Origin of the sequence: Micromonospora sp. LOL_023 (assembly GCF_048060115.1) — a bacterium.
Lineage (GTDB): Bacteria > Actinomycetota > Actinomycetes > Mycobacteriales > Micromonosporaceae > Micromonospora_E.
On sequence record NZ_JBHMIM010000039.1, the window covers coordinates 20,559 to 47,076 of the forward strand.

The 26,518-nt window shown below is 70.5% G+C and carries 22 protein-coding genes; 12 read left to right on the forward strand and 10 right to left on the reverse strand.

The annotated features are described in order from the left end of the window. Nucleotides 1–60 precede the first annotated feature (60 nt). From ACFHVL_RS20500 to ACFHVL_RS20520, 5 genes are read left to right on the forward strand one after another with little or no spacing between them, the layout of a single operon-like run. Nucleotides 61–2,370, forward strand: a complete 2,310-nt coding sequence (locus ACFHVL_RS20500; RefSeq protein WP_416629871.1) for an FAD-dependent monooxygenase — start codon at nucleotides 61–63, stop codon at nucleotides 2,368–2,370. Then, nucleotides 2,367–2,726 (forward strand): antibiotic biosynthesis monooxygenase family protein, encoded by a 360-nt coding sequence (locus ACFHVL_RS20505; protein WP_416629872.1) that lies wholly within the window; start codon nucleotides 2,367–2,369, stop codon nucleotides 2,724–2,726. Before ACFHVL_RS20500 ends, ACFHVL_RS20505 begins: the two co-directional genes overlap by 4 nt. Beyond that, nucleotides 2,723–3,973, forward strand: coding sequence for a cytochrome P450 family protein (locus ACFHVL_RS20510; protein WP_416629874.1), 1,251 nt, complete (start codon nucleotides 2,723–2,725; stop codon nucleotides 3,971–3,973). Before ACFHVL_RS20505 ends, ACFHVL_RS20510 begins: the two co-directional genes overlap by 4 nt. A 32-nt stretch (nucleotides 3,974–4,005) precedes the next feature. After that, a complete protein-coding gene (locus ACFHVL_RS20515) occupies nucleotides 4,006–4,686 on the forward strand; it encodes a TcmI family type II polyketide cyclase (RefSeq protein WP_416629876.1) in 681 nt (226 codons plus the stop codon). Nucleotides 4,687–4,712: 26 nt separating this feature from the next. After that, on the forward strand, nucleotides 4,713–4,841 hold the full coding sequence (locus ACFHVL_RS20520; RefSeq protein WP_416629878.1) for a hypothetical protein: 129 nt from the start codon (nucleotides 4,713–4,715) through the stop codon (nucleotides 4,839–4,841). Nucleotides 4,842–4,913: 72 nt separating this feature from the next. Here ACFHVL_RS20520 and ACFHVL_RS20525 read toward each other — a convergent pair whose 3' ends face one another. From ACFHVL_RS20525 to ACFHVL_RS20535, 3 genes are all read right to left on the reverse strand, one after another. Continuing rightward, nucleotides 4,914–7,511 carry a hypothetical protein gene (locus ACFHVL_RS20525; protein ID WP_416629879.1) on the reverse strand — a complete coding sequence of 866 codons (2,598 nt, stop codon included), beginning with the start codon at nucleotides 7,509–7,511 and terminating at the stop codon, nucleotides 4,914–4,916. After that, nucleotides 7,508–8,632, reverse strand: coding sequence for an SWIM zinc finger family protein (locus tag ACFHVL_RS20530; protein WP_416629881.1), 1,125 nt, complete (start codon nucleotides 8,630–8,632; stop codon nucleotides 7,508–7,510). The genes ACFHVL_RS20525 and ACFHVL_RS20530 overlap by 4 nt, the downstream gene beginning before the upstream one ends. Before the next feature lie 239 nt (nucleotides 8,633–8,871). Beyond that, on the reverse strand, nucleotides 8,872–9,891 hold the full coding sequence (locus ACFHVL_RS20535; RefSeq protein ID WP_416629882.1) for an SMP-30/gluconolactonase/LRE family protein: 1,020 nt from the start codon (nucleotides 9,889–9,891) through the stop codon (nucleotides 8,872–8,874). 183 nt (nucleotides 9,892–10,074) lie between these two features. Here ACFHVL_RS20535 and dapF point away from each other — a divergent pair, with 183 nt between their 5' ends. From dapF to ACFHVL_RS20550, 3 genes are all read left to right on the forward strand, one after another. Further along, nucleotides 10,075–11,100, forward strand: a complete 1,026-nt coding sequence (gene dapF, locus ACFHVL_RS20540; RefSeq protein WP_416629884.1) for a diaminopimelate epimerase — start codon at nucleotides 10,075–10,077, stop codon at nucleotides 11,098–11,100. Nucleotides 11,101–11,432: 332 nt separating this feature from the next. Beyond that, entirely contained in the window at nucleotides 11,433–13,304 is a 1,872-nt protein-coding gene (locus ACFHVL_RS20545; protein ID WP_416629886.1) for a S8 family peptidase, read from the forward strand. A 339-nt stretch (nucleotides 13,305–13,643) separates the two neighbouring features. Continuing rightward, nucleotides 13,644–14,009: a cellulose binding domain-containing protein gene (locus ACFHVL_RS20550; RefSeq protein WP_416629888.1), complete on the forward strand. Its 366-nt coding sequence runs from the start codon at nucleotides 13,644–13,646 to the stop codon at nucleotides 14,007–14,009. Between the two features lie 93 nt (nucleotides 14,010–14,102). Here the strand turns inward: ACFHVL_RS20550 and ACFHVL_RS20555 are convergent, their stop codons facing one another. Then, nucleotides 14,103–15,893 (reverse strand): hypothetical protein, encoded by a 1,791-nt coding sequence (locus tag ACFHVL_RS20555; protein ID WP_416629890.1) that lies wholly within the window; start codon nucleotides 15,891–15,893, stop codon nucleotides 14,103–14,105. Between the two features lie 604 nt (nucleotides 15,894–16,497). On the opposite strand from ACFHVL_RS20555, the gene ACFHVL_RS20560 reads away from it, so the two are divergent. Then, nucleotides 16,498–17,847: a hypothetical protein gene (locus ACFHVL_RS20560; RefSeq protein WP_416629892.1), complete on the forward strand. Its 1,350-nt coding sequence runs from the start codon at nucleotides 16,498–16,500 to the stop codon at nucleotides 17,845–17,847. A gap of 43 nt (nucleotides 17,848–17,890) precedes the next feature. Here ACFHVL_RS20560 and ACFHVL_RS20565 read toward each other — a convergent pair whose 3' ends face one another. Then, the gene (locus tag ACFHVL_RS20565; RefSeq protein ID WP_416629894.1) at nucleotides 17,891–18,823 is read right to left on the reverse strand and encodes a LysR family transcriptional regulator; all 933 of its coding nucleotides are present in this window, start codon (nucleotides 18,821–18,823) and stop codon (nucleotides 17,891–17,893) included. 133 nt (nucleotides 18,824–18,956) lie between these two features. On the opposite strand from ACFHVL_RS20565, the gene ACFHVL_RS20570 reads away from it, so the two are divergent. Together ACFHVL_RS20570 and ACFHVL_RS20575 are read left to right on the forward strand one after the other, a co-directional pair. Next, a complete protein-coding gene (locus tag ACFHVL_RS20570; RefSeq protein WP_416629896.1) occupies nucleotides 18,957–19,820 on the forward strand; it encodes an aldo/keto reductase in 864 nt (287 codons plus the stop codon). Between the two features lie 331 nt (nucleotides 19,821–20,151). Next, a complete protein-coding gene (locus tag ACFHVL_RS20575) occupies nucleotides 20,152–20,856 on the forward strand; it encodes a DJ-1/PfpI family protein (protein ID WP_416629898.1) in 705 nt (234 codons plus the stop codon). Between the two features lie 218 nt (nucleotides 20,857–21,074). Here ACFHVL_RS20575 and ACFHVL_RS20580 read toward each other — a convergent pair whose 3' ends face one another. Together ACFHVL_RS20580 and ACFHVL_RS20585 are read right to left on the reverse strand one after the other, a co-directional pair. Beyond that, complete coding sequence (locus ACFHVL_RS20580) at nucleotides 21,075–21,269, reverse strand: DUF397 domain-containing protein (RefSeq protein ID WP_416629900.1); 195 nt, start codon at nucleotides 21,267–21,269, stop codon at nucleotides 21,075–21,077. Further along, nucleotides 21,266–22,093: a DUF5753 domain-containing protein gene (locus ACFHVL_RS20585; RefSeq protein ID WP_416629902.1), complete on the reverse strand. Its 828-nt coding sequence runs from the start codon at nucleotides 22,091–22,093 to the stop codon at nucleotides 21,266–21,268. Before ACFHVL_RS20585 ends, ACFHVL_RS20580 begins: the two co-directional genes overlap by 4 nt. A gap of 208 nt (nucleotides 22,094–22,301) precedes the next feature. Between ACFHVL_RS20585 and ACFHVL_RS20590 the strand changes: the two genes are divergently transcribed. After that, entirely contained in the window at nucleotides 22,302–22,664 is a 363-nt protein-coding gene (locus tag ACFHVL_RS20590; RefSeq protein WP_416629903.1) for a hypothetical protein, read from the forward strand. Between the two features lie 10 nt (nucleotides 22,665–22,674). On the opposite strand, the gene ACFHVL_RS20595 is transcribed toward ACFHVL_RS20590, so the two are convergent. The 3 genes from ACFHVL_RS20595 to ACFHVL_RS20605 are packed head-to-tail and all read right to left on the reverse strand — an operon-like array spanning nucleotide 22,675 to nucleotide 26,463. Continuing rightward, on the reverse strand, nucleotides 22,675–23,553 hold the full coding sequence (locus ACFHVL_RS20595) for a hypothetical protein (protein ID WP_416629905.1): 879 nt from the start codon (nucleotides 23,551–23,553) through the stop codon (nucleotides 22,675–22,677). Between the two features lie 4 nt (nucleotides 23,554–23,557). Then, nucleotides 23,558–25,651, reverse strand: a complete 2,094-nt coding sequence (locus tag ACFHVL_RS20600; protein WP_416629907.1) for a hypothetical protein — start codon at nucleotides 25,649–25,651, stop codon at nucleotides 23,558–23,560. Next, nucleotides 25,648–26,463 (reverse strand): hypothetical protein, encoded by an 816-nt coding sequence (locus ACFHVL_RS20605; protein WP_416629946.1) that lies wholly within the window; start codon nucleotides 26,461–26,463, stop codon nucleotides 25,648–25,650. Before ACFHVL_RS20605 ends, ACFHVL_RS20600 begins: the two co-directional genes overlap by 4 nt. Nucleotides 26,464–26,518: the final 55 nt, after the last annotated feature.

The window sequence follows — 26,518 nt, forward strand, 5'->3', positions numbered from 1 at the left end:
TGCCGGTCAGCGGCCCGGCGGACCAGTCGACCGTGCCGCGCACGCCGTCAGGGGGACCTCATGATCAGGACGATGCTCCGGATCCGCGCCCGTCGCGGATTCGAATCCGTGGTGCAATCCGCGTGGCTCGCCGTCGCCGACGCCATCGGCGCGACCCGGGGCAACCGGCTGCGCCAACTGCTGGTCGACGCCGACGACCCCGGCGTCTTCGTCGTGGTCACCGAGTGGGCCGACGACGCGGCGCTGCGCGCCTACACCGCAGGGCCGGTCGCCGCGCAGCTCGCCGACGCGGTGCGGGTTGCCTGCGAGCCGCCGGGCACCGGCGACTACCGGCTGATGCGCGGACGGACCGGCACCGATGCCCGGCTCTACGTGGACGTGGCGATCACCGTCCCGGCCGACCGGGTCGACGAGTTCCAGCGTGGCCACGCCCAGGTGGTCGCCGCCATGTCGGCGGTGCCCGGCTACCTGAGCGAGGAGCTGCTGCGCGAGCCCGGCTCGCCGGTGCACCACATCTTCGCCGAATGGAGCAGCCAGGAGCAGTTCCGCCGCTGGATCAGCGACCCCGACCATGAGCGGGCCGAGGCCGGCCCGATCGCCGACTTTCTCGTCGGCATCCGACCCCGGCTGTTCCATCCCGCCGATCCGATCGACCTCGCCGTGGCCGACCCGGTCGACGCCTCGGCCGATTCGGCCGGCGACCCGGTCGTGACCGACCGGCACCGCGGCACCGACGTGCTGATCGTCGGGGCCGGACCCACCGGGCTGACCGTCGCGATCGAACTGGCCCGCCGCGGCGTCGACTGCCGCGTCGTCGACAAGCTGACCACCCCGCCGGGCCAGGCCGACAAGGCCATCGGGGTGCACTGCCGCACCATGGAGATCTGGGAGGACCAGGGCGTCGTACGGGAAGCGATGAACGCCGGCAGCTGGCTGACCGGCCAGGCGGTCTTCGTCAACGGCCACCGGGTGCACCGGGGCAGCTGGGAGCTGCCGGACCTGCCGTACGGACACCTGGGCCTGCCGCAGTACGAAACCGAACGCATCCTGACCGACCGGCTCGCCACGCTCGGCGTACGGCCGCAGCGCGGCACCGAACTCGTCGGCTTCACCGGCGACGACGACGGCGTCACCGCCACCCTGGCCCTGGCCGACGGCGGCACCGAGTCGGTACGCGCCAAGTACCTGGTCGGCGCCGACGGCGCACACAGCACAGTGCGTCAACTGCTCGGGCTGACCTTCACCGGCGGGCTGGGCCGATTCCCGCAGCTGTTCATGCTCGGCGACGTCGACGTCGACTGGGAGATGCCGGCCGGACACCTGCTGCGGTTCATCCACGAGACCGACGGACAGCTGGACAACATGCTGGTGTGCGTACCGCTGCGGGGTGAAGCGCGCTACCGGATCGCGACCATGGCGCCAGCGCGCTACTTCGCCGCCACCCGAGGTGAGGAGGCGCCGCCCGGCTTCAGCGCCGAGCTCGACGAACCCACCCTGGCCGACGTGCAGGCCGTGCTGGACCAGCTGGCCCCGCCCGGCACCCGGGCGTCGAACCTGCGCTGGTCGTCGATCTTCCGGATCAGTCACGGCATCGTCGACCGCTACCGCGACGGACGGGTCTTCGTCGCCGGCGACGCCGCGCACCTGCATCCCCCCGCTGGCGGGCAGGGCATGAACACCGGCATCCAGGACGCCTGGAACCTGGCCTGGAAGCTGGCGCTGGCGGTCCGGGGCGTCGCCGCCCCGGGCCTGCTGGACAGCTACCAGATCGAACGGCGGCCGCAGGGCGAGGAGGTCGTCGGGCGGGCGGTGCGGTTGGCGTTCACCGACGAACTGGACCGCGCGGACCTCGACCGCCAGTTCCTGCAGGAGATGTCGATGCTGGTCAGCTACGCCGACAGCCCGCTGGTCGGCGAGTCGTCCGGCACCGGCTACCCGATGGACGCCGGACCGGTACCCGGCGAACGCGCCCCGGACGTGTGCGGACTGCGCCGCCCCGGCGTCGGCCACCCGCTGCGGTTGCGCGACCTGACCCGCGGCACCCGGCACACCCTGCTGCTGTACGCCGACGCCGGGGCCGACGAGGCGACCATGGCCACCGTCGAGAAGCTCAGCGCCGACGTGCGACAACAGACGTACGGCGAGGTCGAGGTCTACCTGCTGCTCGGCCCGGACGCGCCGGCACCGTCGGCGCCGAACCCCCCGGCGGTACGCGACACCGACGGTGCCTTCCGGGCCGGGTACGGCGTGACCGGCGCTGCCGCGTACCTGATCCGCCCGGACGGACACGTCGGGTTCCGCAGCTGTCCGATCGACGCCGAGGCGCTGCGCCGCCACCTGCACCTGATCTTCGACGGCGGCCCACAGTGAACGCGACACCGGCGGCGGCCGACGAGGCGACCAGCACCGGCACCGTCCGCGCGGTGCTGGCGATGCGCACCAGGGAAGGTTGCGAACGGCGTTTCGAAGCGGCCTGGCTGACCATCGCCGACCAGATCCGCGTCCTGGACGGCTGTCTGCGTCAGGACCTCATCCGTGACGCCGACGACCCGCGCAGCTACCTGATCATCACCGACTGGGCCGACCGACGGCGACTGGACGCCTTCGGCCGCAGCGAACAGCGGGCCGAGTTGCTGCGGGCGATCCGGGACCTGCGGGAGTCCGCGCAGCGGCACACGTACCAGGTGCTGCACAGCGTGCCGAGCGAACCTGAGGAGACGCGATGACCGCCGACGCGCAACAACCCGTACCGGCGGGGGAGTTCTACACCGACGAGTACGCCGTCGACCCGTACCCCACGTACGCCCGGATGCGCGACGAGACCCCGGTCCGCCTGGTTGCCTCGCCCCGCTTCGAGTCCTACCTGATCACCCGGTACGACGATGCCCGCGCGGCGCTGACCGATCCCCGGCTCACCAAGGACCTCTACGGTCCCGAAGGGCACTACCTGCGGTTCTTCGGCCCGAACTCAGAGGGCCTGAACCAGAACATGCTCAACTCCGACCCGCCGGAGCACAGCCGGTTGCGCCGGCTGGTGTCGCAGGCGTTCGCCCCCCGGCGGATCGAGGCGCTGCGCCCTCGGGTGACGCGACTCGTCGACGACCTGATCGACACGTTCGCGCCGCGCGGCGCGGCGGACCTGATGCACGACTTCGCGATCCCGCTGCCGATGGTGGTGATCTGCGAGCTGCTCGGGGTGCCGAAGGCCGACCACGAGCAGGTGCTCGGTTGGACCCAGGTGATCCGTACCTCCGGGTCGGCCAGCCGGCCACCGGAGCAGGAACGGGCGGCGGTGCAGCAGGTGCAGCTGCTGCTGCACGACTACCTGACCGGACTGGTCCGGAACAAACGCACCACCCCCGCCGACGACATGATCAGTGCCCTGATCGACGCCTGCGACCAGGACGGGAAACTGTCCGAGCGGGAGCTGGTGTCCACCGCATTCCTGTTGCTGTTCGCCGGGCACCAGACCACCGCCGACTTCATCGGCAACGCCATGCTGGCGTTGCTGACCAACCCCGACCAGCTCGACCTGCTACGGGCCCGACCCGAGCTGCTGCCGGCGGCGATCGAGGAGCTGCTGCGCTTCGACGGCCCGCTGCCGATCGCCAGCCCCCGGGTCGCCACCGAGGATCTGGACTACGACGGCGTCCGCATCCCGCGCGGTGCGGCGGTCGGCGTGGTGCTCAACTCGGCCGACCGCGACCCGGACCATTTCACCGACCCCGACCGGCTCGACGTGACCAGCGAACGCGGTCCGCACCTCGGCTTCGGCCACGGCGTGCACTACTGCCTGGGTGTGTCGCTGGCCCGGATGGAGACGCGGATCGGCATCGGGGCGCTGCTGCGCCGGCTGCCGGATCTGCGGCTGGCCGTACCGGTCGACCAACTGCACCGGCTGCCTCCGGCGTCGCCGTTCCGCGGCCTGCTGGAACTACCGGTCAGCTTCACCACCACCACGACCACCGGGTGACAGCCCGCCCGATCGATCTGCGAGGAGAAGTCATGGTCTTCCGAAACGTGATCGTCTGCCGCATGGTGCCCGGCAGCGAAGACAAGATCGCCAAGGTCTTCGGCCACTACGACAAGGCCACCCGGCCGCAGGACTTCGGCGTGATCGGCCGGATCCTGATGTCCCACCACGACCTGTACATCCACATCGTCGAACGGAACGAGGACCCGGCGGTGTCCGGGCAGAACCGGGGACTACCCGCGTTCAAGGAGATCGCCGAGGCGATCGGCCCGTACGTCACCCCGTACCCGAGGGGGTGGCAGAACCCGTCGCACTCGGTCGCCAAGGAGTTCTACCGATGGGAGGCACCGGCCGGATCGGCCGATGCCCAGGCGGACTCCGACCAACGGCATCTCACCGTCATCGTCGGGCGGATCAAGCCCGGCGCGCAGGACAACGTCGCGCAGATCTTCACCGAGTCCGACGCGGGCACGCTGCCGGTGGAGATGAGCGTGACCGCCCGGTGGCTCTACTCCATCGACGACGTCTACGTGCACCTGCTGGAACGTTCGGTGGCGCACACGCAAGACGACGCGCGGATCCATGACAAGCCGAAGTTCGGCAAGATCATGGCGGAGCTGAGTCCGTACATCGGCCCGTACAACCAGGACACCTGGCGCGGACCGGTGGACGCGTTGGCCAAGGAGTACTACCGCTGGCGCGCCGAGGACTGACCCGCTGTCCGGTCCGCCGTCGCGCCATGGCGGTCGCACCGGCCAGCACCAGCCCCGGCAGCGCGCCGAGCGCCCACAACACCCAGGTCGGCACGGGTAGCAGCGGGCCGAGAAGGCCGTCGACGGTCGGGACGGCACCGAGCTGGCAGCTGTGACCTGGCGGACCCTGACAGACCACGACGACGGACATGCTGCTGGGCGCCTCGACGGTGCCCAGCAGTACCGTTTCACCCGGCCGAGCCGCCGGAACTGGAATTGAGGGCGGCGACAAGCCGGCGGGCCTCGGTGACCAGTCGACTCGATCCGCCCCGGGCGGCGACGTCGGCGAGCCCTGGCACCTCGATGCGAACTCCCGTCACAACGGCGTTCCGCGCGGCCAGGGCCAGCAGGTCCGGCAGCCCCCGCGGCGTCGGTCGGCAGGTCAGCAGCGGCGGCAGCGCGGCGGCCAGAATCCGCCAGACCGTCAGCGGCGCCCCGGCCGCCGTCGCGTCCCGCAGCGCAGCGGCGACCCGGGTCAGCACGATCATTCCGTCGGCGGCGAGCGACCCTAGATGGGTCCCCACCGCTGCGGCGTCGAGCCCGCCGTCCGCAGCCAGCGCCAGCACCGCGTCGACGGCCGCAACCCGGTCGGGCTCGTGCCGGGCGGCCAGCCCGTACGCCACCGCGAGGTCGAGCGCCGGCCCGGACTCGCCGGTGCGTTCGGCGAGCAGCGGCAGGAGTATCGCGCCGCCCGGCTCGTCGAGGTCCGCGCAACCGGCGACCAACGGCAGGGCGTACGCGGCGACCAGCCCCCGGTAGCCGGGTAGCTGCGTCGGCCAGTAGGTCTCGTCGTCGACCGACCTGGCGTCGACCGGTCGGGCTCTCACGTCGAGCAGTCCGTGTCGGTCGAGAGCCCCGGGTGGCGCTGCCACCTCGACGAGCCGCCGCCGCGCCGGCAACCGGTCGTAGCGGAAGTCGTAGCTGCCATGGCGCTCCCGCCGGTTGACCGTCACCAGCCGATAGTGCGGCCGGGGCAGCCCGCCCGCGCGCAACCAGGCGGCCAGCGTCTGCCCGGACTGGGTACCCAGTGCGGAGGCCTTCGCCGCCAACGGCTCGTCGACGACCGCCGGCAGCCGCAGCAGCGCTTGGGTGAAGTCCGCCGGCCCCGGTGGCCGCTCACCAAGCCGGGCCAGCCGGTCGAACAGTGCCGCCGGCTCGATCGCGCCGGTGACGAGGGTCGGCGCGGCGAGCAGCGCCGGGACGCCGGTCGGCGAGGCGGCGCGGCCGTCGACGACCTGGCCGATCTCCGCCACCCGGGTACGCAGCAGCCGGCGGAGCATCGCCTGCTGCAGGTCGGCCGGCCGCTGCCCGGACGTCTGCTCCCGACCCCACGCCGCCACCAGCGCCGCCCAGCCCCGCGCCGGGACCGGATCGTTGCTGTCGGCGACGACCCGCAGCACCCCGGCGAGACCGCCGAACCTGGCTTCGGGCAGCGACGACCAGGTCATCGCACCTGCCCGGTCGAGCACCGGGGTCAGCGCGGCCACCAGGGCGGCCCGGTCGGCGGTGGCCAATCGGAGCACACCGGCCAGGATCCGCTCCAGCGCCAGCGGGTCGGCCGTCGCATCGCCGAACAACGCGGCGACCTCTTCGGCGAGCTCGTCCGGGTGCGTGATCGGCGGTGGCACCGCCGCCGGTGTCGCCGCCGACGGCAGCGTGTCACCGACGAACTGGGTCTCGGCCGGGCCGGTCACCTGGTGTCCGTGCCGGGCGGCGAGCGCCCGCGCCCGGTCGGCGATGTCGACAGCCGGGTGCTCGGCGGCGACCGCCAGCACCTCGGCGACCCGCGCCGCCTGCGCGCCGTCGCGGCGGGCGAGCTGGTCCAGCCAGCTCAGCTGTGCGCGTACCAGGGTCTTCTCCGGTCGGAGCAGAACGGCCGATGACGTGTCGAGCAGTGCTTCGAGGTCGACCTCGGGTAGCCGACGCAGCATCCGCTGGGCCAGCGCCGCTGTCGTCGACGCGCCGTCGGCCAGCAACCGGAGGTACGTCGCGAGCCGGTCGCTGATCTGCGACACCGTCGGCGCGAGCTCGTCGTGCAGGGCGACGAAGACCCGCAGCGCGGCCGGCCGCTCACCACGTAGCAGCCGGCTGAGCGTGCCGTCGAGCAGCATCGACCGGTCGAGCCGGCCATCGGCTGCCAACTGCGCCAGCGCCGCCGGCAGCTTCAGCGTGCGGTTCCTGCCGTCCGGCCGGATCTCGTCGTCGGGCAGCAGCAGGGCCCAGGTCCACTCGTCGCCGAGTCCGTCCACCTCGAACAGCCGAGGTGCCAGCGAGTCCAGCCAGGGGTCCTGACGCAGCCGGTCGACCAGCGTATCCCGCCGTTCGTCCTCGGTGGGCCGACCGACGATCGCCGCCCAGCCGAGGACGAACTGCTCCTCGGTCGGTGGCGGTGCCTGCTCGGCACGGAGCAGGTCGGCGACGAACCGCCAGCTGGCACCGGGCGAGGACCGGTCGACCCGCGCGGCGAGCCGGTATGCCAGGTCCGCCAGCCAGGTGACCCCGCGTCGCCGGGCCACCTCGACCACCGGGGTCGCGGGCACCTGCCGCAGCGAAACGTTGCGCCGGCCCAGCACCTCGGCGGCCTGGGCGGCGGTCGGCAGGCAACCGACCGCCGCGACGGCCAGGGCGGTGGCATGCCAGCTGCTCCACCACTCGTCGCGGCGGCGACGAACATGGGCCACCAGGTCAACGCCGAGCCGGCGGCGCTGTGTGTCGTCGAGGCCGTCGACGGTGGCGGTGGCGGCGGCGACGTCGCCGGTGCGGAGGAAGTCGAGTGGGTCGGTCACGCCGTCGCCTCCATGGGCGCGGCGACCATCGTGGCCGCGAGGACATGCTTGCAGGGGCCCCGGCCGCCCCGGTGCCGCGCCCACCACGTGCAGGTGCAGGCGTGGGAGCCGTCCGGCAGCCGCCGCACCCGGTACACCTCGTCGCGGTGGCGTACCGTCGCGCCGGCGTCGTCGGGGGTCACCGCGCCGGTCTCGACCAGCGCGCGGGCACCGGCCAGCCGAGGGTTGTCCCGCTCGGCGCGGCCGGGGTCGTGGGGCAGCACCCGGTGAAAGTAGCCGGCCTGGGCGACGTCGTAGCCGACCCGTCCGGCGGTGCCCAGCAGCGCCAGCGCCGCGCGTACCCGCTGGGCGGGGATACCGGCCGCGCCGACCAGCGCGTCGACGTTGATCGTCGGATCCCAGCTCAGCAGGGCGCTGACCAGGTCGGCGTCGTCGGCCGTGTGATCGCTGGCCAGCGCGGCCAGCACACCGCCCTCGCCGGAGAAGCCACGGGCCGGCTCCGGAGACAGGGTCAGCGACAGGCTCGTCCCGCCCAGGTCCAGCAGCCAGACGCTGGCCACCGGTGCCGCGCCGGCCGCTACCGCCGGCCCGTACACCCGCAACGCGGTGGCGTGCCGCAGCAGCCCACCACACAGGGCGGCCAGCCGACCGGCGCCGGCCAGGCAGACGGCACCCGGCACGGCCCGGGAGGTCAGCCGCAGTGACCGGCCGGCCGGCAACGCCCACAACACCGACCGGTCCCCGGCGGGGGGCAACCGCCGCAGGAACGTCGCCGCCACGGCGCCCGGAATCTCCGCCCGTAGGTCCATCGCCGCCGCGATCACCTGAACCTCGGCGAATCCGCGTAGCCAGCGGCGCGGCAGCGGCACCTTCCGCTCGACGACTGAGGTGTCCATCGTCGACACTGTCAGGTCGTCGGGGCCGACCGACAGGTGCAGCGGATCCAGCCCGCCGACCCGGGCCAGCGCGTCGCGCAACGGTGGATTGACGTCCACGTTGGTGGTGCCGTACGCGACGAACTCGCCGTCCAGCCCGGCCGGGTGCACGTCAAGTCGGGCGTACACCCCGCAGCATCCGGAGAACGACTCGAACCGAAGCCGGTCGCGGCTCCCGGTGACCACCGGGTCGAGGCTGGCCGGAAGTACCGGGTCCGGGCCACCTCGGCGACGGCCAGCAACCCGGCGGCGGCCGCCACCGGTCTGGTCAGGAAACCGGTGAAGAATCTCGGGTTGGCAGCCGGCCCGCCGCTGGTCTGCAGGGTCAGGTCCCGGTCGGCCAGCGCTGACGGGCGCAGGTACCGGTATGTCGTGACAGCGTTCACGGTGGCGCACGCTACCCACCCGTACCGACATCGCTGGCGTCACGGGCGGTCGATCGCGACAGCCTCGTACTCGGTGTCCGGGGTGACCTCGATGCCGAACCGAGCATTCGGTAGGTAGAGCAGGTCGCCGGCGTCGGCGATCGTGGTCGGCACGTCGAACCGTTGGTCGGTGATCCGGCCGACGATGTCGCCCTGGCTGCCGGCGGCGTTGATCTGCAGCTCCACGACGGTGTTCGCCCGGTTCTGCACGACGAGCAGGCGCTGCCCGAGCACCAGCAGTCCGTCGCCGCCGATCAGCAGTCCGTCGCCGTTGACGTCGACGATGCCGGTGCGGTCGGTGACCCCGGTCGTCGGGTCCACGGTGAACAGCAGCCCGGTGTTGGACTGCACGATGATGAGGTTCGTGCCGCTGGGGCTGGCGGTGATGCCGTTGGCGTTGATGCCGTCGCCGTAGACGATGTCGCCGGTCAGCGGGATCCGCCGGACCTGCGCCGGGGCGGGCAGTTCGCCCGCCGCGTCGAACGGCAGGTGGTAGACGACCGGGTTCGTCGAGTCGGTGAAGAAGGCACCCGTGTCGGTGACGGTGACGTCGTTGACGAAGCTCTCCGGTTCGGCGGCGAGGTCGTAGCTGGCGAGCACGTCGCCGGTGTCGGGGTCGACCACCCGGGCATCGCCGGCGCGGCCACCGGCGACGAAGATTCGACCCTGTCCGTCGAGCGCCATCCCGACCGACGGGGTGCCGGGCGCGGTGCCGATCACCTCGCCGGCTCCGGTGACCAGGTCGGCACGGAAGATCGACCCGTCGGCCAGCGACCCGAAGAACGCCGTCTTGTCGCCGGGGTCGATCGCGATGCCCTCGGGCTGGAAGCCGTCGGGTAGCCGTACCGTGTCGACCAGTGGCGTCGCCGGCGGTGGTGGCACGGAATCCGGGGCGTCCGTCCCGGCCGCGTCGGGGCCGGCCTGACCGGCGGCGGCCAGGCCGGTGGCCAGTGCGAGCGCGCCCACCACGGCCGCCGCCGATACCGTCGCGCCGATCGTGGTACGTCTGCGGTCCGCCATGTGTCCTGTCCTTCCGTCGGCGCGCCGACGGGCGGTCCGCGTCGACGTCTCACCAGAACTCACGGGCGACATGGGTACGAAGTTCACCAGAGGCGGACAGATCAGGGCGGGCTGGCTGCCGCCGTAGACTGGTCGCCGGCCGGTCGACACCGGCGAGTCGCGAGCGTGGGAGCACAGATTCAGATGAGGTCCAGCCTGCCGATCCTCAAGGCGCACGGCTCGCAGAACGACATCCTGGTGATCGAGGGCCGGCCGGGGGACTACGCCGCTGACGCGGATGTGCCGCGGTTGGTGCGCCAGTTGTGTGACCGGTCCGGTCCGCTCGGCGGCGGTGACGGCGTCTACTTCGTCGATCTCGGCCCGAGCGTGCCGCAGGCGGCGTTCTTCAATCCGGACGGTTCGTTCGCCAGGCTGTGCGGAAACGGAATGCGGTGTGTCGGTCGGTTGGTGCTGGACACCCGCGATGCCGATCGGGCGGTGATCCGGGCCGGCGGTGCCGACTTCGTGGTGCTGCGCGCGCCGGCGACGCCCGAGGGAGTACGGCAGACCGCCGTCGAGATGCCGAGGGTGGATTTCGACCCGGCTGAGCCGGTGGTCGGCGTGGGGCAGCCGCACGTCGACAAGCCGTTGCCGGCGTTGCATCCGAGGCTGGGGTTGACCGCGCTCGCGGTGCCGAACGACCATCTGGTCGCGGTGGTGGAGAAGTTCGACGAGGCGGAGCTGGTCGCCACCGGGCAACGGATCGCCGCCGCGACCGGGGTCGTGCCGCGTGGGGCGAACCTGTCGTTCATCCTTGCGCTCGACGGCGACGAGACCGACGGCGGCGAGATCGACGGCGGCGAGATCTACGTGCAGACGTACGAGCGGGGTGCCGGGCTGACCCCGTCGTGCGGGTCCGGGGTCGTCGCCGCCCGCGCGGTCTATTCCCGGCTGGGCAGGGCCGATGCGGAGCAACGGATCACTGTGCGAAACCCGGGCGGGGTGGCGTCGGCCTGGCTGGCCGGGGAGGCGTCGGCCTGGCAGGCCACCTTGCAGGGCAACGCGTCGTACGTCTACCGGGCCGACGTGGCCCTTTCTGCGGTGGTCTCCGGCACGCTCACCACGGTCGAGCTCGACAGGTTCGTCGACGAAGTCGAGGCATTCGCCCAGTTGCGGGAGAACAATCGCGCTGTGCTGCACGCCGCAGGCGTATACCCGTCGGTGGGCTGATCCACCGCCGGTTCCGGGCTGAACCTGGCCTGGCCGTGGTTCGAAGGTGGGCGAGCATCCGCGCCTGGTGAGTTCTGACAGTTTCTTGACCGTCAGTTGCCTGACTGTCATTGCGGAATCTTGACATTCATCTGCCTTTTCTGGCGGGTATGGTGTGTGATTCGACGGGGCGAAATTGGGTGGGCAAAAAGAACCAGCGTACGCGAACGTGAGAGAAAATCACATACCTCTACATCGATCTGTTTAGCGTTTAATATCTGTGTCAGTCAGGTCCACGGTCATCGGCTGGCCTGTCAAAAACAGGCTCGTCGAGAATCGAAAGGAGGCGGGAGATGATTCTCTCCCGGCCATCCCGGCGCCACTGGCGCCTCGCACTCACCGCCACCGCGGTGGCCGCCGTGACGGTGGCCCTCGCCGCGCCGGCCAACGCCGCGCCGGCCGAGGGTCAGGTCCTCTACGCCGGTGCCGCCACCACCGTCACCGACTCCTACATCGTGGTCTTCAAGGACGAGCAGGTGACCCGCCGCGGGGTCAAACTTGCGGCCCGGACCCTCACCGCCCGCCACGACGGCGCGGTGGTGCGCACCTACACCGACGCGCTACGCGGCTTCGAGGCCCGGCTGAGCGAGCGGGCAGCCAAGCGGCTCGCAGCCAGCCCGTCGGTGAAGTACGTCCAGCAGAACCGCACCGTCTCCCTCGCCGGAACCCAGAGCCCCACCCCCTCCTGGGGCCTGGACCGCATCGACCAGCAGGCGCTGCCGCTGAACAACAGCTACACCTATCCGAACACCGGATCCGGCGTCACCGCGTACATCATCGACACCGGTATCCGCTTCTCCCACACCGACTTCGGCGGACGCGCGGTCACCGGCTTCGACGCCATCGACGGCGGCAGCGCCGACGACGGCAACGGCCACGGCACCCACGTCGCGGCGACCGTCGGCGGCACCGCGTACGGCGTGGCCAAGGACGTCACTCTGGTCGGAGTCCGGGTGCTGAACAACAGCGGCAGCGGCACCTACGCCGGGGTCATTGCCGGCATCGACTGGGTCACCGCCGACCACGAGCCGGGCGAGCCGGCGGTGGCCAACATGAGCCTCGGTGGCGTCCGCGACCAAGCGGTCAACGATGCGGTGGACCGTTCCATCGCCGACGGCGTGGTCTACTCCCTGGCGGCCGGCAACAGCAACGCCAACGCCTGCAACTACTCGCCGGCCAGTACCCTCGCGGCGATCACCGTCGGCGCCACCACCAGCATCGACGCGCGGGCCAGCTACTCCAACTACGGCACCTGCCTGGACATCTTCGCCCCGGGCAGCAGCATCACCGCCGCCTGGCACACCGGCGACAACGCCACGAACACCATCAGCGGCACCTCGATGGCGGCCCCGCACGTCGCCGGCGGTGCCGCCCTCGCGTTGGCCGCCAACCCCGGCTACACCCCGCAGCAGATCCGCGACCTGATGGTCGCCGACGCCACCAGCGGCGTCGTCACCAGCCCGGGCACCGGGTCGCCCAACGAGTTGCTCTACGTCGGCAACATCGTGCCGCCCACCCAGGACTTCACCCTCGCGGTCGCCCCGACCGCCGGCGCTCTCGACCCGGGTTCCTCGGTGACCGCGACGGTCAGCACCACGACCACCGTCGGTGCCCCGCACACCGTCACCCTCGGCGTCAGCGGTCTGCCGGCCGGTGCCACCGCGTCGTTCAGCCCGGCGTCGGTCACCTCCGGCGGCTCGGCCACCCTGACCCTGAGCACCGCCACCACGGTGGTGCCCGGCGTCTATCCGCTGACCGTCGCCGGCACCGGACCAGAGACCGCCCATTCGGCACCGTTCACGCTCACCGTCAACGGCCCGCCCGGCTGTTCGCAGACCAACAGCACCGACTTCCCGATCAGTGACAACAGCACCTTCGAGAGCTCGGTCACCATCAACGGCTGTGTGGGCAACGCCCGCGCGACCAGCACCATCGAGGTGAACATCTACCACACCTGGATCGGCGACCTGACCGTCTCGCTGATCGCCCCGGACGGCAGCGCGTACGTGCTGCACAACCGGACCGGCAGCAGCGCCGACAACATCTTCCAGACCTACACCCGGGACCTGTCCAGTGAGGTCGCCGACGGCACCTGGAAGCTGCGGGTGCAGGACTCGGCCAGCCTGGACACCGGCTACCTGGACAGCTGGACGCTGAACCTGTAGTTGAGCGCCGGAGAACACCGCCCGGAGCTGCGGCACACCGCCGGGCTCCGGGCGTTTCGCGCAGGTCGACCTTTTGATTCAGCCGGTGGGTCGCCGGCTAGTTCGCCCAGAAGAACCAGTACGCGGACGTTCCATGGTTCGCGTACCTTGGCTGCCGTTGCATGTCGGGTATGAGCGATCAGTCGGAGTACTGTGGTTGATATGCCGAATGCTTGCCGGACTGATTCGACACGGCATTTGCACATTCGATTATGGCGAACAAAATGACATCTACGATCGCCGATCTGGTGTCGTAGGGTCGGGTCATCTCGGGAAATCAAGTGGATGGTGGTGATCCCCGTGCGGAAGTTCATCGGCGTGCTCGTGGCTCTGGCGGTGGGCGTGGCGGCGACCCTGGCCGTCACCTCACCGGCGCAGGCGACGGCGGCAACGTTCACCCAGACCAGCGCCTGGCCGAGCGGCTATGTGGGTGAGGTGGTCGTCACCAACGACTTCACCGTGCCGATCACCGGCTGGGAGGTGGCCTTCACGCTGCCGCCCGGATCATCCCTCTCCAGCGCGTGGAGCACCCAGGTCGCGACGACCACGCCGCACTACACCCTGATCAACACGAGCTGGAACGGCGCACTCGCGCCGGGCCAGTCGGTCGCCATCGGGTTCGTGGTGACCGGCACCGGCCTACCGACGATCCTGTGGCCGCTCTGACAACCGCACCCCGGCGACCGGGCGGGGGCGGGTGGGTGGTGGCGGGCGCGTGGACCGTCGACGGTCCACGCGCCCGCCACCCGGCGAGACTCGTCAGCCTCCGGCCGGAGTGAGCCTGATCAGCTCCCAGCCGCCTTCGGGTACGTCGTCGGTCGGGTCGGTCCGCAGGTTCATCGGATTCGCCATGCCGAGATAGAGCGTCGAGCCGTCGGCGACCATGGTGCGATAGCCGTAGTTGAGGTTGTTGCCCAGCCCTTGGGCGTTCACCGCCGTCGCCCGCCTCCGCGTCGAGTCGAACATCCACAGGTCGCCGCCGTAGAGCTCCGGGTCGATCGTGATCGGGTTCAGTCCGTCGCTCAGCCTGGTGGCCGCGCCGCGGAAGCCCATCTCCAACGCGGCCTGTGGCAGCAGGTCCTTGGCGAGGTAGCTCCAGTCCATCGTGCCGACGAACAACTTCCCGTCCGAGACGGCCATCGTCCAGGTGTAGTTGTTGTAGATGTTGCCGAACCCCATCCGGCCGTACTTCGGGCGGTAGCCGGTGAGTGCCCACTGCCAGGCGCCGACGCCGTAGTCCGCCGTGGGGTTGTACGCCGGCAGGACCGCTTGGCCGTAGAGCAGTTCGGTGTTCTCCAGGGCGGTGCCGAACCGCCTGCCGCGGAAGATGCTCACCGCCCGCTGTGACCGTTCCAGCGTCGTCCGGGCCGCGGTCTCGTTCATCGGCGGATACGCCTCGGCGACCATGGCCGTCGACTTCATCGGCACGTGCATCGTGCCCCAGTAGAGGTAGCCGCCGTACGAGGCCAGCGCGCCGAGGCCGTACGAGCCGGCGATGATCGGGTCTGGTTCGTAGGACGCCGCGCTCCACACCTGCGTCCACTGCCCGGAGTCCTCGGCCGTCAGGCCCGGCTCGCCGTCGCGCAGCCGTGGACTCATCCACACTCCGGCGATCCCGGGATCGGCCTGGTCGGTGGGGACGACGCCGACGTGTACGGGCACCGCGTCGGGGTCCGGTCGGGTCGCCGCCGCTGCGGAGGACGATCCGCCGGCCGCCGACCAGGTGCTGACGAACACCCGGCCGTCGTGCGACTCGAGGTCGGCGACCTGTGCCGGCAGTTGGCCGACCTCGACGAAGTTGAACGGGTCGTCGCGGTCACCGGCCCAGCGCAGGATGTATCCGCCGTCGCGGCCGTTGGGGCCGACCCCGACTCCGGCGTACAGCGCGTCGTCGGCGACCAGGAAGTGACGGATGTTGCCGTATTTGGTGAAGTTCGCCGACCCGAGGTACTCGCCGGTCGCGGTGTCGAACGCGAACATGTTGACCGTCGCGCCGAGGGCAGGCCCGGCCAGCAGGACCACACCCTGGTGCGTGCCACCGGCCCGCAGCCCCAACGTCCGGCGCAGCCTGGAGAGATCGTCCGGGGACGCGCTGGTGATGTCCGAGGTCTTCTCCGTCAGCGCCCCGGCGGACAGGTCGTAGACGAATGCCCGGGGCTGCCGGTGGTCACCGACGCTGACCGGCATGGTCGGGTTCTGCTTCACGACCTGGCTCTCCGCGAACTCGCAGACGTAGTCGTCGGTCATCCTCGGCGTCGGGAGCGAGAGGGTCGCGCCGGTCACGATGCAGTTGACATTCGCCCCGGTGCCGAACCAGAGGCGGTTGTCCGCCTTCGCGAGCGACCACACGTACGCCTGGTTGACTTTGGCCTGCCCCTGCGCGCACGGCGGGCCGGCAGGGTAGGGCAGCCCGATGCCGACGAAGCACTCGTCAGGGGTGGCCTTGGCGAGCAATTCATGGTCGAACGCCGGTGGCGCGGGCGGCGACAGTCCTCGGCCGGTCGCCGGGGCGGGGGTGCCGACCAGGGTCGGCAGGAGGACGAGGACCACAGCAGAAACCAGACGCCGTCGGAATTTCAGGGGCCAGCGCATCAATTCCCTTTCTTTCGGCACGATCCGCTCCGGCCGGATGTTTCCGCGTATGCCAGACGAAATCGGCAATGCGGAACATGGCCTGGAATGCATCGCCAATGATTGCGGAAGGTGTTCTTGTGGCTACTATAGGCGAGCGGGGTGCGCACCCAGTCTGGACAGTAGAGAGTGTTCATTGCCGATCGATTTCCGACGTCCACATCAGCCCGCAGACACCTCCATCACCAGCCGCGCCCGGCGCGGCTGGTACTGCTCGTCGATGCCTGTCGGGCGGCGCTGAACCGCTTCCCCGCTCATGGAGTCGGCGGCCGACGAGACTCGCCTACACCGTGCGCGCCGCCGCCACCGGGCGACCGACGGAGGACTGGCGAGGCCGACCTGCTCAGCGACCGGGACCGCGAGGTCCTGGTCCTGCCGGAGTCACTCCGGGCAGACCTGGTGACCAGAGATGTCGCCCAACTCTCGTGGGGGAACTGACGGAAGATCCGCCCGGAGGATTGCGTACGCCGGTCGAATGGTTACGGTCGGCTGACCGCACTGGGCGACAACGACGAGGTGAGCTGTGTCTGGCGTGGAACAGCAGCAGCCCGGGCAGGAGCGACCGGTCCGCCGTACCGTCGTTCACCTGGCCGGCTTCAGGCGGTGGCTGGCCGGCCCGGCGGGGGCCGGCTTCATCGGGATCTTCTTCACGGTCGCGACGGCGGCGTTCAGTGCGACCGGCGGCATCGCGCCGGACCTGGCCGTCGAGGGTTGGTCCTGGGCCCGGGGTGCCTGGCTGACGACCTTCGGCGTCCTGGCGGTGGTGACGGTCGCCGCCGGCGCCGGACTCTGGTGGTGGCGCAACCGGCTGCGGGAACGGCTGGGAGTCGCGTACGTCGTCAACGAGACGGCCGCCGGGTGGAACCCGGAGCACAAGGACGGCTTCCTGCGCGACGTACGGGACCAGTTCGCCGTGTTCCGGCCGGTGCCGCCGCTGCGTGGCTTCGACCGGGCGGCGGTGTGGCCGCACGGTGCGGACGCGACCCGCTGGGGCGACGACGTCGACACATTGGTCCGGCACTTCCAGGTGGCCGCCTACGACCCGGACGGCCGCGATGCCGCGCTGGACCGTTCGCTGTTCTTGTGGGCGCCATGGCCGGTCGCGGTGGCGTTCGGGCAGCGGACGACAACGCTCAACCGGGGACGGGCGTTGCGGGTACGCCAGCGGGACAGCTTCGGCCGGCAGGGACCGCTGGGGGCGCGGCCGACCCAGGACGACGGACACTCGTTCCAACGGCAGATCGACCGCCCCGGCGACGGGTTGTTCGGCGAGCTGCACGTACGACGTCACCCGGTGCTGCTCCAGGTCACCCGCAACGGGCAGCCGGGTACGACGCCCGGGCAACCGCCGGCGGAGGCATTCTCGCCGGACCCGCCGGACCCGCCGGACCCGCCGGACCCGCTGCCGGAGGTGCTGCTGCTGGTGCTGCGGACGAACCACAACCGGTTCGGGCCGCTGCCGAGCCTGCCGGTGGACGTCACGGACCGGGCCGCCCACGACGACGCGGCGACAGCGGACAACCGGGAGCCGTTCGTCCTCGAGCTGCACGACGCGGCCGGGTTAAGGTTGCCGGCGACCACGTCGACGTCGTTGCGGGAGTGGCGTTACCTGCCGCAACCCGGTGAGACGCAGCACCGGTGGGCTGACTATCCGGCGATCGTCGCGGCGGCGGCCCAGTGGGTGGCGGATCAGGCCGCCGCCGCCCCGGAGGCGATCGTCCTGCTCGGCGCGCAACTGCCGCAGGAGATCTCGGTGGGGCTCGGCATCTGGTCGGTCCGGCAGTACCGCTGGCCGCGCCAGGTGTGGCCGGTCTACTTCCACCTGGGCGCCGAGTTCACCATCCCACGGCTCGACCTTGGCCGCTTCACCTGAGTGCCGGGCCCAGACCCGGCAGGCAGCCAGTCGGTAACCTGTCTCACCATGCCGTTGCGGCCCCGGCTGTCGATGGCGGTGGCGTGGTGCGGGCGGAGGCCGGTCTGGGGCGGAGATCGTCGAGGGACAGCAGTGCGGTCGCGGCGGTGCTGGGATGCCGCCCGCTCGCGGTGGCCACCGCGAGATGCCAGTGCGGTGGGTCGACGATCGGCACGAAGCGTGCGGCGGTCCGCTTGGTGGTGAAGAACCGCGGTACGACGGCGATGCCCAGCCCGTGACTGACCAGATCGAGCAGCCAGTGCACGTCGTTGACCTCGAACGCTACCCGCCGTTCGGCGCCGAGGGTCGCCATCGCCTGGTCGACCACGTCCCGGGTGATCCAGCCCGGTGAGAAGTCGACGAAGGTCTCGCCCGACAGGTCGCGCAGATCGATGGCGGCGCGATCGTGGAGCGGATGGTCCGGCCCGCAGGCCAGCACCATCGGCTCGGCGCGGATCGGGGCCAGCGTTACGCCGGACACCGGGCTCGCGGGTGTGGAGACGAACGCCAGGTCGAGGTCGCCGGTACGGACCCGTTCGATCAGATCCGGTGACCCGCCCTGCCGAAGCCGGATCTCGATGCCAGGATGATCGCTGTGAAAGCGGGCCAGCGTCGCCGGCAGGTCGACAGCGCCAAGACACTGCAGGGTCCCGACGGCCAACTTGCCGCGCAGCAGCCCACGCACCGCAGCCACCGCGTCCTTGGCGGCGGCGACGTTGGCCAGGGCGTGCCGGGCCTGGGTGAGCAGCGCCCGGCCCTCGTTGGTCAGCTCGACGCTGCGGGTGTTGCGGACGAACAGACTGGCACCCAGCTCCCGCTCCAGCGAGCGGATCGAGGTCGACAGGCCCGACTGCGCGACGTGCATCCGCTCGGCCGCCCGAGTGAAGTGCCGCTCCTCGGCGACCGCCACGAAGTACTCGAGCTGACGCAGCTCCATGATTCATCACCAACACTGATCGCCGGGATCGGATCCTTCTGTTGGACAGCTTAGCTCCTGGGTAAGAGGGTGGAACCTGTGCGTTGCGGTACGACAGCCGCACGCCTTCGGACCGCCCGTAGAGGAGTTCCTGATGCAGACCCGCCATATCGGTGACGTCGGTGTCGGCGCGATCGGCCTCGGCGGCATGCCGATGTCGATCGAGGGCCGGCCCGACGAGCAGCGGTCGATCGCCACGATCCACGCCGCGCTGGACGCCGGTGTCACCCTGATCGACACCGCCGACGCCTACCACCTGTACGCCGACGACGTCGGCCACAACGAGTCGCTGATCGCCCGCGCCGTGGCGACCTTCGGCGGTGACACGTCCGACGTCCTGATCGCCACGAAGGGCGGTCACCTGCGACCCGGCGACGGCTCGTGGACGCAGAACGGTTCGGCCGACTACCTGAAGAGTGCCTGCGAGGCGTCGCTCGAACGGCTCGGTGTCGAGGCGATCGGCCTGTACCAGTTCCACCGGCCCGATCCCAAAGTGCCGTACGCGGACTCGATCGGTGCCATCCGGGACCTGCTCGACGCCGGGAAGATCCGGTTCGCCGGCATCTCCAACGCCGACCCGGAGCAGATCCGGCTGGCCAACGACATCCTCGGCGGCCGGCTGGTCAGCGTACAGAACCAGTTCTCCCCGGCCTTCCGCTCCAGCGAGCCGGAGTTGGCGCTCTGCGCCGAGCTGGGCATCGCGTTCCTGCCGTGGAGCCCGCTCGGCGGCATCGCCAGCGCCGCCGACCTGGGGTCGCGGTTCGCCGCGTTCGCTGAGGTCGCGAAGGAGTACGGGGTCAGCCCGCAGCAGGTCTGCCTGGCCTGGCAGCTGGCGAAGGCGCCGGTGGTGGTCCCGATCCCCGGGGCGTCGCGTCCGGAAACGATCCGTGACTCGGCGGCAGCGGCCGACCTGAAACTGTCACCTGAGCACCTGGCCCGCCTCGACCAACCCGCCTGACCGACCGGATCGCCTGCCCGGCAAGATCGATGTGAGCACCAGATACCCTAAAACCGCCGCGTAGGGTATCTGACGCTCACATCGATCTTGCCTCAGTGGCGCGATCTCGTGGTTGGTGACCACTCGTGCCGGCCGGTACGCCCGTACCCCGAGGATCCGGCTGTGCCGGGTGACCGTCGTGGTAGGGATCTGGTTGCTCAGGTGGACTCCTCCGGGGTTGTGAGCGGTGTCGGCTGCTGCCCGAAACTGGCCGGTGGCACCCGTGGCAGGTTGGGAACTTTCTGCCGTCTGTCGCCGACTATCCACCTACGACCTTTGTAGGAGGATCACGGTGGAGCGACGGGTGATGTTGACGGGTGGCATGGCCGCCGGCCTGGGCACGCTGATCGGCGGGCAGGCGGCAGCTGAGGCTGCGCCGCCGCACGGCAAGGATAGACCTTTGCGGGTACGGATCGTGATGTTCGACGGTGTCGAGGAGCAGGACTTCATCGCGCCGAAGGAAGTGTTCTCGCTCGCCGGCTGGTACACCGAACGGGAGATCGACGTCAGCTACATGGTGCACGGGCGGCCACGCCTGGTCACAGCCGCATTCGGCACCGAGGTACGGGTCAAGCACAGTTGGCAGCCAGAGACGGCCGACGTGATCATCGTGCCCGGCGGCGGCCGGCCCGGCGAGCTTGGTATCTGGGCGGAGATCGAAAACGGGGCGCTGCCCAGCGCGCTGGCGGCGGCTCCCCGGCCGAGGCTCATCATGTCGTCGTTGTGTACCGGCGCGGTGCTCCTCGCCGTGGCCGGCCTGGTCGACGGCCGCCCCTGCACCACGCACACCGTCGCGAAGCAGCAGCTGACCTCGCGCGGCGGCATCGTCAAGAACGCCCGCGTGGTCGACGACGGCGACCTGGTCACCGCTGCTGGTATCACCTCCGGCCTGGACCTGGGGCTGCACCTGGTGAAGCGCCTGCTGGGCGCGGACGTCGCCATCCGGGTCGAGGAAGCCCTCGAATACCAGGCACGGGGCACCGTCTGGACCCAGTGAACCAATCCGAACCTGGCCACATAGCGCTTGCTCGGTGCCGGGCTGATCCACAGACGACCGTCGACCAGCTCGGTCCGGTCAGGTGTCTGGCCCAGTGCGAAGTACTTTGCTTCGTCCCAGGTTCGGTCGGGATCAAGGACGTTCACGCGTCACCAGTGCCAGGAGGACGACGGTCCCCCACCCCGGGAAGGGGCGGGGGACAGGGCGATCGGTAGTGGTCAGTGGGGGAGGGTGCCGGTCTGTAGGGCGGTGGTGAAGGTGCCCCAGTGGCGGGTGGTGAAGGTCAGGGTGGGGCCGGTGCGGTCCTTGCTGTCGCGTACCTCGGCCCGGCCGGCGTGCCGGCGGGCCTCGACGCATGCTCCACCGTTGCCGGCGCTGCGGCTGGAGGTGAACCAGGGGGTGTCGGGCTTCATCGTAGGTGCTCCTCGATCGGGACCGACTGTTGGCGGATCAGCCGGAAGATTCGACGGTACTCCGCCAACTCCTCCGGCCGCTCCAGGTAACGAGCGCCCATATGAGACTCCACGTAGGCGACGTCCGGGTCGTCCGGGTCGGCGAAGTCGAGCAAGATGAACTGGCCGGAGAACGCCGGGTGGGCGCCGACGGACCAGGGCAGGACGCGGATCTCCACCCGGACCCGTCTACCCAGCCCGGCCAGGTGGGCGCGCTGCTCGGCCATCACCGCCGGTCCGCCGACCTCGCGGATGAGCGCGCCCTCACCGAGAATGGCGATGATGCGGGCCGGCTCCTCGCGGTCGTAGTAGGAGATCTGCCGATCCAGCCGCAGCGACACCAGACCCTCGATCTTCTCCTGCGGCGCGTCCGGGTAGGTGGCACGGAACACCGCACGCATGTAGTCGGGCGTCTGCAACAGGCCATGGATCACCTCCGGGTCATAGACCCCGATCTCGGTGGCGGCGGCTTCGAGACCGACGTACAGGCGAAACCAGTCCGGTACGGCGTCGCCGTGCGACTCCCACCAGCCGTGCTCGTCGCTGGCACCGGCGAGCCGGGTCAGCGCGTCCGTCGTCTCCGGGTCGGCACCGTAGAACCAGCAGAGACCGCGAACGGTGTTCATCTTGACCGGGAACTTGCCGTTCTCGATCCGCCACAACGTCGTACGGGAACAGACCTTGGCCCGCTCCACCTCCTGCTCGGTGCGGGCCGCCTCCTCACGTAGCCGGCGCAGCCGTCGCCCCAGCTGACGGCGCACCACAGTCGGTCCGGTGACCGGCATCGCTTCACCTTCCTTTCGTCCGACACACCTATCACCCGCGCCAATGTTTCAGAAAGGAACCGCTGGCCGGGCTGGTCGCCGAAATCGCCACATCACAGTGGAGACGAGCCGGCGTCCACGATTGAGTCTGCCGTACCAGGGTTGGAAACGTGGTCCGCCACAAGGGTGAATTCATGAAATCCGGTATCTCGTGACGGAGGTTGCGAACATGAGCGAGCACACCACCAACGGCGGACACGTACCGCCGACCGGGCTGTCCCGCGTCGACCGCGTGGGTCGGTCAGAGTTTCCGCTCGACGGGCTGCTGACCTGCGTCGGCTGCGACCGCCGGCTGGTCTGCCTGCAGACGTTGAGCGGCCGGGCGTACGGCGCGCCGTGCGGCTGCCGGCCCGGCCCGGTCAACGCCGAGAAACTCGAACGCCTGGTGCTCGACGCCGTCGTCGCGCACGGACGCGGCATGCTGATCCAGATCGAGGACGCCGCCGACCCGGGCAGCCTGATGCGCCGCTTCCTGGCCGAGGTCCACGTCGGCAACGCCATCGACGAGCTTGAGCTCAGCTGGTTGTACTGACGACCTCGGCTCAGGCGCGGGTGGACCCGTTGCGGCCCGGGTCGGGCCTCTTCGGAGTCCGCTGCCGGTAGCTGTCTGCCTGCTCCTCGAGCCGCTGGGACAGCAGGTCGAAGAGGTTCGCCTGCTCGTAGCCGTTGCCGTTGCGGGCGTGTTCGGCGAGCAGGTTCTCCAGCCGCTCCGTCTCGGCCTTGCGCTCGGCGAGGAACTCCCGCACGACGGCGGCCAGGTTCTCGTTGGCCAGCGTGGCCGCGCCGCCGGCAACCGGGCTGTCCATCAGCTTCTCCAGGACCGTCGACCACTGCCGGCTCATCCGTTCCACGTACTGTGCGCGTCTGGTGTCCACGTCGTACTGGTAGTCGAGCTTGATCAACTGATCCCAGTACGGCTCGACGGCCCGTTTGACCCGGTCGTCGAGCTCCACCGAGACGTACGCCTGGCAGGACACCCGCGCCCCACCGCGCTCATACACCAGTGGCTCCGACTGGGCGACGGCGCGCTGCAGCTCCACCTCCAGATCCCGGGCCCGGTGCGCGGCGAGATTGCGGGCGCGGGCAGCGGCGAGGCGGGTCAGCGCCCGGATGGCGTACGGCATGAAGAACTGTGCGGACCCGCTGAGCACCTCCCTCGGCAGCCCGTTCGACGACCAGACGAAGGAGGCGTGGATTCGGAAGGTGAACACGTACCCCCGGGCGGGCACGACGATCGGTGCCGGCGCGTCCCGACGTTCGGTCAGCCGGCCCGGTGGCGCGGGCGGCGGTGGTGGCGGCGGCAACGGTTCAGGCTCGGGGCCGCTGATCGCCGCGACCAGCCGCTGCCACAGGTTCACCAGCCACGATCCGAACCGACGCCACCATCCGCCGCCGGAGCGCTGCGTCCGAAAATCCGTCACGTCGTCACCTCCTCATCGCGGCGTCGAGCCACTCCGGCAGCCCACCGTTGAAATGCGGGGACCGGTCAAGACTGAAATCCATCCGGCGGCGCAGGGACGGCCCGGCGGCGAGGTCCGCGACCAACGAGGCGACGACCTTCCGTACGGTCTCGTCGGCGTCGGCGCTGATCAACCAGCGTCTGAACGCGTCCCAGGCCCAGCGGGATCGCGCCGGGGAAAGCAGGGCCAACCGCCAGAGCTGCACCAGGCCGCCGCTGTCGACCTCCTGCGCCGCCGCCCTGAGCAGAAGATCGGGTACGCCACCAGGTGAGTCGTCGTCCACGTGCTCGGCGAGTTCAAGCAGGGCGTGGGCGGCATGCGGTTGCAGCTGCCGCTGCTCCGACCAGTTCACCAGCTCGGCGACGACCCGGTCCGCCGTGTGCGCGGTGTACAGCTGGCGGATGCCCTGAGCGACCGTGTACGTGTGCTGTTGCATCGGATCCTGGGCGATGCGGCGCAGGTCGGCCAGGCTCCAGCTGAGGTCGGGCTGCTGCAACCCGCTGGCGTAGACCCGGGCGGCGGCGTCCCGCTGATAGTTGCGCCCGCCACCGGCCCAGTCGCGGATCTGCCGACGGACGAGATGCCCCACCTGGCCGCCCATGTCGGCCGCGACCATCGCCCAGGCCGCCGCCTGGCGCAGTCGCGGCTTCGGCGAGGCAGCCCACTTGTCGACAAGGTCGGTACAGACCCGGTCGAAGTCGTGGTGGGCGAGCAGCCCGGCTGCCTCGGCGGCTGCCCGCTGCATCGGCTCGTCACCTGCGGCGACCAGCTTGTTCAGCCATTCGAGCAGGGCAGGTCGGGTGCTGTCGAACTCATGCCACGCCTCGTCGATGATCGCGCCCCGCATCGCGCCGTCGCGTAGCCAGGCCGAGCGGGACGACCCGCCCGGCGAGTTCGTGGCGTCGCGGCTGTCGTGCCAGTCCACCTTGAGCGGCCCGAGTAGCTCCGCGACCGGATACTGCAGCGCCATCCGACCCCAGTCGGTCCGCTTGGCCTGCCCGTCAATTTCTTCGAGCAGGAGACCGGCGGCCTCGAAGACGTAGTGCAACGGCTGTCGGGCGAAGACGGCGTACGCGATCCGGAAGGCCCGCTCGTGCTGGTCGATCCGGCGCGGCCGGCGGCCGGTGCCGGTCTCGGCGGAACTGCTGCGGTCGGTGCCGAGGACTTCCGCCGCGTGGGCCCTGCGGCGCGGCTGGGACCTGGTGAGTACCTGCGCCACGGTGTCGTCGTCGGCCGGGTGGACGGCCCCGACGGCTTCGGCGATCGACACCGCCTCCCGGGGCCCGTAACAGCTGTGCAGGTCGGTGGTGAGACCGTCGTGCTGCAGGTACCCGTCCAGCGCCCGGTCGCTGTCCTCGTCGGTCGATCCCAGCCTGTCGCACAGGTGATGGCGCAGATGGGTACGGAACACGTCGACGGGGTCAGGTGGGCGATGCGGCACCTCGGCCCCGGGCCGTGCGCCGGCCCGGCTGTCGTCGTCGCGGATCAGCAGCAGGCTCGCGCCGCGTCGACGGAGAAGACCGGCCAACACCCGGATCACCCGGCCATGCTTGTTTCCTGGCAGCTGGAGCAGGTACCCGTGATCCTCCTTGATGCTGTCGCCGGCCCGTCCCAGCTCGGCGGGGTCGACATCGTCCGGCAACAGGATTTCGTTGACCCGGTCCGGGCCGTGCCGCCGGGCCAGCGCCACGATCGCGGTGCTGCGCCTGCCGGTGTACGGCCTGCCCCCGAGACCTGCCGCCGACAACTCGTCGAGCTTTCGTCTCAGCCCTTCGTCCGCGGCGGTCGGTACGTACACCTTCAACAGGTCGGCTACTCCCATCAGGTCCGCGATGACGGGTTTCGCCGAGGGGCGACCCAGGTTGTTCACGATCTTGATCGTGTTGCCGACGCCGACAGCTCCCACCCCGGAGATGCCCAGTCGGGAGTAGACGGCAGAGAACCGGTCGCCGTACAGCTCCTCACCGACCCGTGGGTCCAGCCACCAGGACTCCGGATCGGCCTCGTCCGGTGAGCCGGCCTCCGGCTCGGTCTCGTCCTCAGGGGTCGCGTCACTCATCGAGGCGACTCCCAGAAACCGAGATCGTCTGGCCGACCCGAGACCGAGACGGAGTTGCCGGTACCGATGGCACCCACTCCGCCTATCTGGTTGTCCCGGAACACCGGTCCGCCGCCTGCGGGGCGCGGACGAGGACCGGACCGCCGGTGGTCGACGCCCGCGCCGCCGGGACCGTCGTCCGGCCGGTCGGGCACGGGGTCCTGTGCGTCTGGCCGGGCACCGGTCGCCGGGATGCTCTCACCCGGCACGTAGATCCAGGCGGCGGCCTCGAAGCCCTTGTCCGCGATCCGAGCGGTTACCCGCTGGAAGTGATCCGGCCGAAGATCCTGGTACTGCCGGACGATGTCCTGGTAGAGCCGATCCGACACGATCAGCGCGACCGCGGCGTCCGGGAACTGCCGTAGCGCGGTCTTGAGCTGAGGCGAGTCGACCAGCCGGCAGACTGTCACGACCGCCTCGCTGGGGAACCCGTTTGCCCCGTCGAGGTGGACCGGACCTTCGTGGACAGCGACGCGCAGACGGATTCTGGCCTCGTTCGCGAGTCCACGATTGGTCTCGCGCAACAGCCGGTCGAGGACTGGTGTCAGTCGGGCCAGGATCATGCGTTCGCTGGTGCCCTGCGGGAGGATGGCGAGCTCGCCGTCTCCGCCCTGCTGGATCTGCCAGCTGGCGCGATCGAAGCCGACCTCGCTGCACGCCGCCGTCAAGACCTCCTGGAAGGCCAGCTGCGCACGGTACTGCAGGACGTTGTCTCGACGGCTGTAGGACTCCATGTCCACGGCGACCAGGACACGTCGGTCCGGATCTTTGATGTAAGGCATGATCTCCATCTCCCACCGGGCGGCGAACCGTTCGATACTCATCTCT

Bases quoted from the DNA above. Each gene is read 5' to 3' on its own strand.
- ACFHVL_RS20500 (WP_416629871.1), top strand. From the start codon at position 61: ATGATCAGGACGATGCTCCGGATCCGCGCCCGTCGCGGATTCGAATCC.
- ACFHVL_RS20510 (WP_416629874.1), top strand. From the start codon at position 2,723: ATGACCGCCGACGCGCAACAACCCGTACCGGCGGGGGAGTTCTACACC.
- ACFHVL_RS20515 (WP_416629876.1), top strand. From the start codon at position 4,006: ATGGTCTTCCGAAACGTGATCGTCTGCCGCATGGTGCCCGGCAGCGAA.
- ACFHVL_RS20520 (WP_416629878.1), top strand. From the start codon at position 4,713: ATGGCGGTCGCACCGGCCAGCACCAGCCCCGGCAGCGCGCCGAGCGCC.
- ACFHVL_RS20535 (WP_416629882.1), bottom strand. From the start codon at position 9,891: ATGGCGGACCGCAGACGTACCACGATCGGCGCGACGGTATCGGCGGCG.
- dapF (WP_416629884.1), top strand. From the start codon at position 10,075: ATGAGGTCCAGCCTGCCGATCCTCAAGGCGCACGGCTCGCAGAACGAC.
- ACFHVL_RS20545 (WP_416629886.1), top strand. From the start codon at position 11,433: ATGATTCTCTCCCGGCCATCCCGGCGCCACTGGCGCCTCGCACTCACC.
- ACFHVL_RS20565 (WP_416629894.1), bottom strand. From the start codon at position 18,823: ATGGAGCTGCGTCAGCTCGAGTACTTCGTGGCGGTCGCCGAGGAGCGG.
- ACFHVL_RS20570 (WP_416629896.1), top strand. From the start codon at position 18,957: ATGCAGACCCGCCATATCGGTGACGTCGGTGTCGGCGCGATCGGCCTC.
- ACFHVL_RS20580 (WP_416629900.1), bottom strand. From the start codon at position 21,269: ATGAAGCCCGACACCCCCTGGTTCACCTCCAGCCGCAGCGCCGGCAAC.
- ACFHVL_RS20585 (WP_416629902.1), bottom strand. From the start codon at position 22,093: ATGCCGGTCACCGGACCGACTGTGGTGCGCCGTCAGCTGGGGCGACGG.
- ACFHVL_RS20590 (WP_416629903.1), top strand. From the start codon at position 22,302: ATGAGCGAGCACACCACCAACGGCGGACACGTACCGCCGACCGGGCTG.
- ACFHVL_RS20600 (WP_416629907.1), bottom strand. From the start codon at position 25,651: ATGAGTGACGCGACCCCTGAGGACGAGACCGAGCCGGAGGCCGGCTCA.